This window comes from Clostridium sp. MT-14 (genome assembly GCF_042436595.1).
Taxonomy (GTDB): Bacteria; Bacillota; Clostridia; order Clostridiales; family Clostridiaceae; genus Clostridium_B; species Clostridium_B aromativorans.
In genome coordinates this window covers 1-11,429 of sequence record NZ_JBHMIY010000052.1, presented here as the reverse complement: position 1 = coordinate 11,429, position 11,429 = coordinate 1, and the positions used below count along the sequence as shown (strand labels likewise).

Annotated in this window: 8 protein-coding genes and 1 pseudogene; 8 read left to right on the top strand and 1 reads right to left on the bottom strand. The window is 33.1% G+C overall.

Translation table 11 applies throughout. From position 1 onward, the window contains the following. The first annotated feature begins 346 nt into the window (after positions 1-346). From ACFHWD_RS19715 to ACFHWD_RS19680, 8 genes are all read left to right on the top strand, one after another. Positions 347-1,672: a gluconate:H+ symporter gene (locus ACFHWD_RS19715; RefSeq protein ID WP_369869484.1), complete on the top strand. Its 1,326-nt coding sequence runs from the start codon at positions 347-349 to the stop codon at positions 1,670-1,672. Between the two features lie 342 nt (positions 1,673-2,014). Then, positions 2,015-3,163 (top strand): glycerate kinase, encoded by a 1,149-nt coding sequence (locus tag ACFHWD_RS19710; RefSeq protein ID WP_229981426.1) that lies wholly within the window; start codon positions 2,015-2,017, stop codon positions 3,161-3,163. 163 nt (positions 3,164-3,326) lie between these two features. Continuing rightward, positions 3,327-4,781 (top strand): NAD(P)/FAD-dependent oxidoreductase, encoded by a 1,455-nt coding sequence (locus tag ACFHWD_RS19705; protein ID WP_229981427.1) that lies wholly within the window; start codon positions 3,327-3,329, stop codon positions 4,779-4,781. Beyond that, a complete protein-coding gene (locus ACFHWD_RS19700) occupies positions 4,781-6,019 on the top strand; it encodes an NAD(P)/FAD-dependent oxidoreductase (RefSeq protein WP_268253823.1) in 1,239 nt (412 codons plus the stop codon). Before ACFHWD_RS19705 ends, ACFHWD_RS19700 begins: the two co-directional genes overlap by 1 nt. Continuing rightward, positions 6,016-6,381, top strand: coding sequence for a DUF1667 domain-containing protein (locus ACFHWD_RS19695; protein WP_229981428.1), 366 nt, complete (start codon positions 6,016-6,018; stop codon positions 6,379-6,381). The genes ACFHWD_RS19700 and ACFHWD_RS19695 overlap by 4 nt, the downstream gene beginning before the upstream one ends. Before the next feature lie 61 nt (positions 6,382-6,442). Beyond that, positions 6,443-7,672 (top strand): lactate racemase domain-containing protein, encoded by a 1,230-nt coding sequence (locus tag ACFHWD_RS19690; RefSeq protein ID WP_378062884.1) that lies wholly within the window; start codon positions 6,443-6,445, stop codon positions 7,670-7,672. Positions 7,673-7,854: 182 nt separating this feature from the next. Further along, entirely contained in the window at positions 7,855-9,204 is a 1,350-nt protein-coding gene (locus ACFHWD_RS19685) for an enolase C-terminal domain-like protein (protein WP_229981430.1), read from the top strand. After that, entirely contained in the window at positions 9,189-10,607 is a 1,419-nt protein-coding gene (locus tag ACFHWD_RS19680; protein WP_229981431.1) for a DASS family sodium-coupled anion symporter, read from the top strand. Before ACFHWD_RS19685 ends, ACFHWD_RS19680 begins: the two co-directional genes overlap by 16 nt. A gap of 505 nt (positions 10,608-11,112) precedes the next feature. Here the strand turns inward: ACFHWD_RS19680 and ACFHWD_RS19675 are convergent. Beyond that, positions 11,113-11,429 (bottom strand): annotated as a pseudogene (locus ACFHWD_RS19675) (hypothetical protein); the annotation flags it as partial.

Sequence of the window (11,429 nt, the reverse complement as noted above, 5' to 3'; positions counted from 1 at the left end):
ATAAAGTTCTATGAGAAGCTGGCAAAGGTTGAAGTAACAAAATAAATTATAATATAAAAGTAGACATGGGTTTGATAACCTGTTGTCTATTTTTTTGTTAAAAAATATTTATGCATATACATGAAAAAAACTCTTGATAACGATTAAAATTTGTGCAGGTGAATATTGTAACGGTTGTCGAAAAATATGATAATAAAAATACAAAGTAATTCAAAAATTATAGAGGTCATATTGTGTTTACAGTAGGTACAAAATGTAGTAAACGTTATTAAAATATATGCTATCTATAATAATATAAAAAATTTTACTAATATTTTTACTATTTTAATAGTTGGGGGGAATTTTAATGGCTTTAGTTATAGTTGGCATGGGAGTAGCTTTGCTTTTAATATTAATGATACCATGTAAACTAAATGGATTTATGTCTTTAATACTGGTTTCTTTATTTGTTGGTGTTATGGAAGGTATGCCACTTACTAGTGTAACTGATTCTATGTATAAAGGTATAGGTGGTCAGTTGAACGATCTTATCTTAATACTTGGATTTGGTGCTATGCTTGGAAGACTTATGTCAGATTGTGGGGCTGGACAAAGGATAGCAAAAACATTGATAAATAAATTTGGAATAAAAAGAGTTCAATGGGCTATGCTTATTACATCAATTATAGTTGGAATTTCGATGTTTTATGAGGCAGGTTTTATACTTTTAATACCTATAATATACAGTGTAGTTAAAGAAACTAAATTTCCATTGATGTACATAGGTTTTCCTGCATCCGTTGCATTATCTGTGTGTCATAGTTTCCTTCCGCCTCACCCAGGTCCAACACTTGTAGCAAATTCTTTTAATGCAAGTATAGGCAAAACTTTGTTATTTGGGCTTCTTATTGCGATACCTGGTGCTATAATTGTTGGAATTTTCTTTTCTAAGACTTCGATTATAAAAAATGCGAAAACAAAGATACCTGAAGGGCTTACTACAAGTAAATTGTTTAAGGATGAGGAAATGCCAAGTTTCGGTAAGAGTGTATTTACTGCACTTATTCCTGTAATTTTAATAGCTATTGCTGAATTTTGTGGAGTATTTCTTCCTAAGGATTCTGTAGCACTAAAATATATTAAGTTCTTTGGAGATGCACCTATAGCTTTGATGATATCTGTAATTATTGCTATATTTACTTTTGGTTTTGGTTGTAATAGAAAAATGGATGAAATAGCAAAAAGTATGAGTGAGTCAGTAAAAGCTATAGCAATGATAATTTTGATTATAGGAGCAGGAGGGGCATTTAAACAGGTGCTTGTAGATTCAGGAGTAGGTAATACAATAGTAGCCATTACAAAAAATCTAAATGTATCTCCTATAGTACTTACATGGCTTATTGCAGCGTTACTCAGGACTGCACTCGGTTCAGCTACTGTGGCTGTAACTGCTGCTGCTGGATTGGCTGGACCTCTTGTAGTTGCTTCTGGTTTAAATCCTTGTCTTATGGTATTGGCAACTACTACAGGAAGTATATTTGCATCTCATGTAAATGATCCTGGATTTTGGATGTATAAGGAATATTTTGGACTGTCAGTAAGTGATGCAATAAAAACTAGAACAAGTTATACATGTATACTTTCTGTAATAGGTTTAATTGGAGTGTTGCTTTTAAATATATTTGTCCATTAGATACATTAGATTGATTATTTATCTTCAATTTGTAATTTAAATATAAGGATCCAATTCTTCTATACTAAAGTTAGGATTGGATCAAGAAGTTCTTTGACTTTTGCGGACAACTACATACAATTGAATAAATAGAAACACTCCAAAATATTTTTAAGTAGTTGAAAATATATATAATCTATTAATTTCATAATATATAAGTTATGCAAATAAATAAAAAATAATTTTTTATTTATAAGTAAGTTTGTGCAACTGAATATTGCTTGAAATATTTAAAAATATCATAATATAAAAAGTTGTAAAAGTAAGCGTTAATTTAATAGAGCGACATTGGAGGGTTCAAATATGAAGAAACATTTAAACATTTTATTAGCACCAGATTCATTTAAAGAAAGTATGACCGCAAAAGAAGTATGTGATGCGATGGAACTAGGAATTAAGAGAGCCGATGAAAATATTAATTGTATAAAAGTTCCCATGGCAGATGGTGGAGAAGGTACGATGCAGTCACTTGTGGATGCTACTTGTGGCAAAATATATAAAATAAAAGTAATGGGACCGCTTGGTAATGCAATAGAAGCAGAATATGGAATTCTAGGAGATGGGGAAACTGGAATAATAGAGATGGCAAGTGCAAGTGGTATAACTCTGGTGCCTGAAAATAGAAGGAATCCTCTTATAACGACAACTTACGGTACGGGCCAGCTTATAAAAGATTGCCTTGATAAGGGGGCAAAAAAACTTCTTGTAGGAATAGGTGGAAGTTCCACAAATGATGGTGGAGTCGGTGCAATTCAAGCACTGGGTGGTAAGTTCAAGGATAGATTCGGAAAAGAAATTGGATTTGGCGGTGGAGAACTTGGCAAAATTGATAATATAGATTTAAGTGAACTTGATCCGAGACTTAATAATATGAAAGTTGAAGTTGCCTGTGATGTTGCAAATCCACTATGTGGTGATAATGGAGCATCAAATATATTTGGACCTCAAAAAGGTGCGACGAAAGAAATGATAAAAATACTCGATGACAATTTAAGACATTATGCAGATATAATTAATAAACAGCTTAATATAGATGTAGCGGAGATTCCAGGAGCCGGGGCAGCTGGTGGGCTTGGTGCAGGGCTTATGGTTTTTATGGGAGGGAAACTTGAAAAAGGAATCGATATAGTTATCAAGTATTCAGGATGTGAAGAAAAAGTAAAAAAAGCAGATTTGGTTTTTACGGGCGAAGGAAGTATAGATTTTCAGACACAATATGGGAAAACACCAATGGGGGTTGCAGCAATAGCAAAAAAATATAATAAACCTGTAATTGCTTTTGCAGGAAATATTGGAGACAATATAGATGTCCTTTATGATCTTGGCATAGATGCAATTTTTAGTATTGTCCATAGGGCATCTAATTTGAACGATGCAATAAAAGACGGTAAGATAAATATGGAAAAAACAGTTAATAATGTAATACGGCTTATAAAATTAAGAATTATATAAAGTGTATGTGTTACGGAAAAAATGTCATTGTACTTATTTCTTTTAATAAATAAAGAATCAAATTTAATTCATTTGGCAATAGAGAAAAATTGACAAGTGTCATAAATAGAAATAAAGGTTATTGAAATATTTTATAAAAACTAATTAGGTGGCGATTTTAAAGTTGAAGGATATATATGATATTTTAATTATTGGTGGAGGAGTAGTTGGGAGTGCCATTGCAAGAGAATTTTCAAGATATGAATTAAAAATAGGTGTTTTGGAAAAGGAACCTGATGTTTGTTGTGGAACTAGTGGAAGAAATACGGGAATGCTTCATGCAGGTTTTACTTATAGACATGGTTCGTTAAAAGCACAATGTGCCATTGAGGGGAATAAGGAGTTTGATTCTGTAGCAAAGGAACTTGACGTACCATTTAAAAGGACTGGAAAACTTGTTATAGGATTTACAGATAGAGATATGCAGAGCCTCCTTAAATATAAAAAACTTGGAGAATTGAATGGAGTTGAAGGTCTTAAAATAATTGATAAGAGTACAATAAATAAACTTGATCCTAGTGCAGGAGGTGAGTTCGCAATGTATTCGCCTGCAAGTGGGATATTGAACCCATTTGAATATACCATAGCTCTTGCAGAAAATGCACATCAAAATGGAGTTGAGTACTATTTTGATAGTAGAGTTATAGATATAGCGAAAAAAAATGATATATTTAAAATAAAAACCATTTCAAAAACTTTTTATACAAAGTGGGTAATAAATTCTGCGGGATTGAATTCAGATGTTATATCAGAAATGCTTGGGATACCAGGTTATAAGTTAAAAGGATTTAAGGGCGAATACTATGTACTTGATAAAAAAGCTGGAAAATTTATGAATATGCCTATTTATCCAGCTCCTAATGAAAAAGGAGGATTTGGTGTACATGCTACGCCGACTGTAGATGGAAATATATTAATAGGACCTAGTTCTGAAATAGTTTATGATTTTGAAGATTATGGTGTAACAGCTCCTATAATGAATAAATTAATTGCTGAAGGAAAAAAGATATTCAAAAATCTTAAAAGAGAATATTTTATTAGGAACTTTTCGGGAATAAGACCTAAACTTGTGGATAAAAAAACTGGAGAAGTACAGGATTTTGTCCTTGAGATGAGAGAAGATGTACCTAATGTTATAAATCTTGTTGGTATAGAGTCTCCTGGACTTACAAGTGCACTTCCACTTGCACGAAGGGCGGTAGCGTTATTTAATAAAAAAGAAAAATTAATTCCAAATAAAACTTTTAATCCGAAAAGAAAGGGAATTCTTAAATTTTCGGAACAGGATGATAGTGTAAAAGAGAAACTTATAAAGAGTGACAGTGACTATGGGAAGATCATATGCAGATGTGAAAATGTTACAAAAGCAGAAATAATACAAGCTGTTCATAACTGTCTTGGAGTGGATTCAATTACTGGGATAAAAAATAGAACACGTGCTATGATGGGAAGATGTCAGGGTGGATATTGTCAGACCAGAATAGCTGAAATAATTGGGAAGGAAAAACATAAATCAGAGAAAAAGATATTATATTCACGAAGTGGATCTTATATGTTTGTGGGAAAGGTGAGAAAATAATGGCTTTCATAAAAAAAGATGTTGTAATTGTAGGTGGAGGTCCTGCGGGACTTGCAACAGCTGTAGAGCTTAGGAACAAAGGTATCAAGAATATTGTAATCGTTGAAAGAGAAAAACAACTTGGAGGTATTTTAAAACAGTGTATCCATGATGGTTTTGGACTCACTAGATTTAAAAAAACTCTATCAGGACCTGAATATGCTCAGTTATTTATAGATAGGGTTGACGAGCTTAATATTGAATATATTACGGATGCTACAGTGATTGATATTACTCCTGAAAAAATTGTTACTGTTGTATCTAAGAAAGGTCTTTTAAAATATAAAGCTAAAGCAGTTGCACTTGCCATGGGATGCAGGGAAAGGACAAGAGGTGCAATTGGCATTCCGGGTACGAGACCTGCAGGAGTATATAGTGCAGGAGTTGCTCAGGCTTATGTTAATCTATACAACAAGATGATAGGAAAAGAAATTGTGATACTTGGCTCAGGTGATATTGGCATGATAATGGCCAGAAGAATGAAACTTGAAGGAGCAAATGTAAAAGCTGTTTTTGAAATACAATCATACCCAAGTGGATTGCCGAGAAACATTGAGCAGTGTCTCAATGATTATAATATTCCGTTGTATTTGAGTCATACTATTACTAAAATTAAAGGGAATTCTAGGCTTGAAGGGGTCACTGTGTGTAAAGTGGATAAGAATATGAAGCCTATACTTGGAACAGAAAAGTATTATAAGTGTGATACACTTATACTTTCAGTTGGTCTTATACCTGAAAATGAAATTTCATTGTCTGCAAATGTTAGCCTTGATAATAGAACAAAAGGTGCTGTTGTTGATGAAAATTATCAAACAGATGTTGGTGGAATATTTGCAGCAGGAAATGTACTTCATGTACATGATGTTGTTGATTTTGTGTCCCTTGAAGCAGAGAAGCTTGCTGATTCAATAGCAGAATATGTAAATGGAAAAGTATTTTATAAACCTTGTATAAATATAAATGCAGGTGATAATGTAGGGAGTGCAGTGCCACAGAAAATAAGTGGTAAAAAAGATTTCAGCATTTCCATGAGGGTAAAAAAACCGATGAAAAACTGTGAAATTGATATTATACAATCCGGACAAGTTATTAAGGCTGTGAAATTGAAAAAGGTGATACCTGCAAAAATGATTCAAATTGGATTGAAGAAAGAAGATATAAAATCTATGAGCAATATAGAGGTGATCGCAAAATGATAAAAGAGTACACCTGTATAATATGTCCTAATGGATGTGAGATAGAGGTTGATATTGAAAAAGAAAAACCGATTTCAATTAAAGGTGCGTCTTGTAAAAAAGGAGAAAAATACGTAAAAATGGAAATTGTAGATCCTAGAAGAACAATTACAACGTCGGTCCTTGTAGAAAATGGAGTTGTGCCACTTGTGAGCATAAGACTTACAAATCCAATACCTAAGGCTTATATATTTAAAGTAATGGATAAGATTAAAAGTATAAAAGTAAAAGCACCGATTAAAATAGGTCAAGTTATAGTGAATAATATATTTGGACTTGGCAGTGATCTTATTGCCACAAAAAATGTGAAAGTAAGTGAGTGATATGGAGATAAAAAAAGGAGGATCAGTATCTAAGTTATTAGCTGATGTTTATATACCAAGGATGTTTAAGGTGAAACAAATTTTTCCGAGGCCTGTAATTAAGTCAGAGGATATACCAAATGTAATAAGAAGAGAACTTTCTCAAAAAAAATTTTCACGAAAAATCAAACCTGGAATGAATATAGCTATTACGGCTGGAAGTAGGGGAATTGCAAATGTTGCAATCATAACAAAAGCTATAGTTGATTTTGTTTCATCCAGAGGGGCACATCCTTTTGTTGTACCTGCAATGGGAAGTCATGGGGGAGCAACTGCTGAAGGTCAGCTTGAATTACTTGAAAGTTATGGTATTACGGAGAATTTTTTAAAATGTCCCATAAAATCTTCAATGGAGGTTTCAGTAATTGGGACTTTGAAAGATGGAAGAAAAGTAGTTATAGATAAAAATGCCGCACAATCTGATGGAATAATAATATCCTGTCGTATAAAGCCTCATAATGCCTTTAGAGGGAAATATGAAAGTGGGATTATGAAAATGATGGCAGTTGGACTTGGTAAACAGGTTGGGGCTGAATGTGTACATTCACAGGGAATGGGTAAAATTGGCAACAATATTGAACTCATTGGAAAAACTATTTTAAAGAATGCACCAATTCTTTTTGCAATTCCGTGCATAGAAAATTCATTTGATGAGACATGTAAAATAGTTGGCGTTGATTCCAGTGAAATTCCAGATAGAGAGCCTGAACTTTTAAAAGAGGCATTTTCCAATATGCCAAGAATAATAGTAGGAAAATGTGATGTACTTGTTGTTGATGAAATAGGGAAAAATTATAGTGGTACAGGTGTAGATCCCAATATAACAGGTACATTTTCTACTAAATATGTGAGCGGTGGAATAGAGGTTCAAAGAACTGCAATGCTTGACTTAAGTAAAGAATCCCATGGAAACGGTCTTGGAGTTGGCCTTTCTAGTGTTATAACAAAAAGGCTGTTCGACAAATTGGATGTTGAGAAAATGTATCCTAATTGTATTACGAGTACTGTTCTTGAATCGGCAAGGATACCTTGCGTTGCAGCTGATGATAAGGAAGCTGTACAATTTTGTATAAGGACATGTGTAAATATTGATAAAGAAAATGTAAGAATAGTTAGGATACCAAACAGTTTGCATATTGAACACATAATGCTTTCAGAAGTTTATTATGATGAAATTAAAAATTATCCTGATCTTGAAATAGAAAGCAAACCGGAGTATATGAAATTTAATGAATACGGTAATTTAATATAGCTGTTGAATATTATTTAGTTCATATATATAAAAATAGATCAATGTAAAGGATTAATATTTGTGCAATTGAATATTGATTGAAGCAGTTAAAAAGATGATAATTGAATCATAGACAATGTGAAATTTTTATTCAAGCATATTTCAAAAAAATTACTGCAGTTAATGTTACTGGGGGGGAAAAGATGAATAATGAAAAAAATTTAATAAAAGATACACCAGTCGTTACAGATTTGAAAGTTATACCTGTAGCAGGATATGATAGTATGCTTCTTAATCTAAGTGGAGCACACGGCCCATTTTTTACACGTAATGTCGTGATTTTGAAAGACAATAGTGGAAATATGGGAATTGGAGAAGTGCCAGGGGGAGAAAAAATAAGAAAGACGATAGAAGATTCAACTTCACTTGTTGTTGGACAAAGTATAGGAAAGTACAAATCAATAATAAAGGCGGTAAAGGATACTTTTGCATGCAGAGATTGTCTTGGGAGAGGATTTCAGACTTTTGATCTGAGAATTGCAATTCATGCTATGACTGCAATAGAAGCTGCACTTCTTGATCTTGTAGGAAAGTATCTTGGAATACCGGTATGTGAACTCTTGGGAGAAGGACAGCAGAGAAAATCAGTAAAGGTTTTAGGTTATCTCTTTTTTGTTGGTGACAGAAAAAAGACAAAACTTCCTTATCTGGATGAATCTAATTCAAAAGATGAATGGATGCGCCTTAGAAGAGAAGAAGCATTGACTCCAGAAGCAGTAGTAAGACTTGGAGAAGCAGCTCAGGCAAAGTATGGTTTTAAAGACTTTAAACTAAAAGGTGGAGTTTTGAAAGGAGAAGCAGAAGCAGAAGCTGTTACTGCACTCCATAAAAGGTTTTCGGATGCACGTATAACTCTTGATCCTAATGGAGCTTGGTCATTATGCGAGGCTATTGATCTTTGTAAGAACTTAGTTGGAGTGCTGGCATATGCAGAAGATCCATGCGGAGCTGAAGATGGATTCTCAGGGCGTGAGGTAATGTCAGAGTTCAGAAATGAAGTTGGACTGCCTACAGCTACAAATATGATAGCTACTGATTGGCGCCAGATGGTACATTCACTTCAGATGCATTCTGTAGATATACCGCTTGCAGATCCTCATTTCTGGACTATGGAAGGTTCTGTACGTGTTGCCCAGACATGTAGAGATTGGGGGCTTACCTGGGGTTCACATTCAAACAATCATTTTGATATTTCACTTGCGATGTATGCACAGACTGCGGCAGCGGCACCTGGAAAAGTAACAGCCATAGATACACACTGGATATGGCAGGATGGACAGTATCTTACAAAGAATCCATTCCAGATTGTTGGAGGAATGATAGATATTCCTGACAAACCAGGTCTTGGAGTAGATATAGATATGGAAAATGTTATAAAAGCAAATAAATTGTACAATAAAATGTCATTGGGTGCCCGTGATGATTCAGTTGCTATGCAATATTTGATACCAGGATGGAAGTTTGACAATAAAAAGCCATGTTTAGTAAGATAAATTTTAAAGTCAAACCTTTATTGATTTCAATCCTAGTTGGATTAGTAATTTGCTTTATACCAAAACCAAATTTGGTACCTATAAATGGATGGCATTTACTTGCAGTTTTTATATTTATTATAGTGGCATGTGCCCTTGGAGCCATGTCACTTGGTTTAGCTTCTTTTGTCGGAATATTTATTTTGACTTTTACACATATAATTACGATAAAAGATGCATTTTCTTCATATAGTGAAAGCCTTATATGGCTTATAGTATGTGCTGATTGTCTTTCTATAGGAATAACTAAAACAGGACTTGGTAAAAGACTTGCATATAATATTATAAAGAAAATTGGCAAAAGAACTATAGGAGTTGGATATTCACTAGTACTTTGCGAAGGAATATTGAGTATGCTTATTCCAAGTGCTACTTCAAGATCTACTGGGATTGTACTTCCTATTACAAAAGCTCTTTCAGAAGCTTATGGTTCAAAAGTTGGAGATGGTACAGAAAAGAAAGTGGGAGCATTTCTTATGCTTACATCAATACACAGCAATCTTATTTCTTCATCACTTTTTATTACATCTTCTGCCGTAAATTTGCTTGCTATTAGTATGGCCGGAAATCTTGGTGTAAAGACACATATAACTTTTGGATTATGGTTTATGGTAAGCATAGTTTCTGTATTGTCGAATTTTATGATTGTTCCGGTTGTTATTTATTTTTTATGTCCACCGGAAATAAAAAAACTTGATAATGTTAAAGAATTAATGGATGGCAAACTTAAACAATTAGGACCCATGAAAAAATCTGAAAAATTTATGATAATAGTTTTTATTATTGTTGTTACATTATGGATATTTGGGAATATATTTAATATTGATGCTACTACTGTAAGTGTTTTAGGACTTGTAATACTTATTGGATCTGGAATTGTATCTTGGGAAGAATTTACTGGGAAAAAAGAAATTTGGAATCTTGTGATATGGCTTGGTGCATTTATGATGATGGCAGGTCAACTTAACAAGCTTGGGATAATAAAGTGGATGAGCAGTATAATAACTCAATATATACGTGGTATACCGCAGTTCCCTGCTCTTGCGATAGTATGTGTTTCTATGTATTATCTACATTACCTTTTTGCAAGTAATATGGTTCATTTTACTGCATTGTTTTCAGCATTCTTTACAATATTACTTGGTATTGGAGTACCTCCAGTGCTTTCGGTATTTATTTTAGTAGATATATCGGCACTTAGTTCTGGACTTACGCATTATGGTATAGCACAGGGAGGAGTATATTTTTCAGAAGGATATATAAAGCAGAAAGAATGGTGGTTTGCAGGTTTTGTAGTATCAATAGTTCATCTTGCGATACTTCTTCCATTTGCAGCAATATGGTGGAAATTTATAGGGATTTAATAAAGAAGAGTTTTTGAAGGAAGAAAAGAAATAGAAACCGTGAAAATGTTGAGAAAATTTTTTTCCGGATATTTATTCAATATAGATTTAGATGGAGTGTGGACATTAAAGGAGCAGTTGAATTATGCAAAGGTAAAAAGTCCCTTTGAATATAAAAAATTACTATTATAAATAGAAAAATAAAATCTAAATAGATTTGAAAACAAGATGGACAGCAATTATGGAATTGGGAGAATTCCTACAGAAAAACATAGATACTTTCTAATCTATACTAAATAATAAATAAGCGTATGTCAGTTATTTAACTGACTATAAACTTATTATAGATGATTGCAGAATTTAAATTTTAAAAGTGTGGATAACTTTTAAAAAATTCCTTAAATTTGAGCAAAAAAAGAAAATGCTAAATAAGCCTTTTGAAAAAGGGTATGCGAAGCATGTAGGATGATACTTAACTGTGGATATGTGTATTAAGCAGCATATTTGATAAGTTTATTTAAATTTCTTACTTTAGTCTAAAGCTTCTATGTGCAAACTTTGGCATATTCTTATATGCGGCAGCATAGGGGTTAAAATCTTTATTATTAATAACTTTAGCGAAAGCTTTTTGCTTATTTATTTCTGAAACCAGTGTCTTAGGGTTATTCTCTTTAACTTTTGGCTTTAAGCCTGAAGTATCGTAGATAAGCATGGAATTGAGACCTATATCGGGTGAATTCTTAGGTAGATTTTCATCAATATCGTCACATATTTCAATAATCTTAAGAGTCATTGAGCTGAATAACTCCTCAATCTGTTTTTCAAAGGTAGTTTTAAATCTGC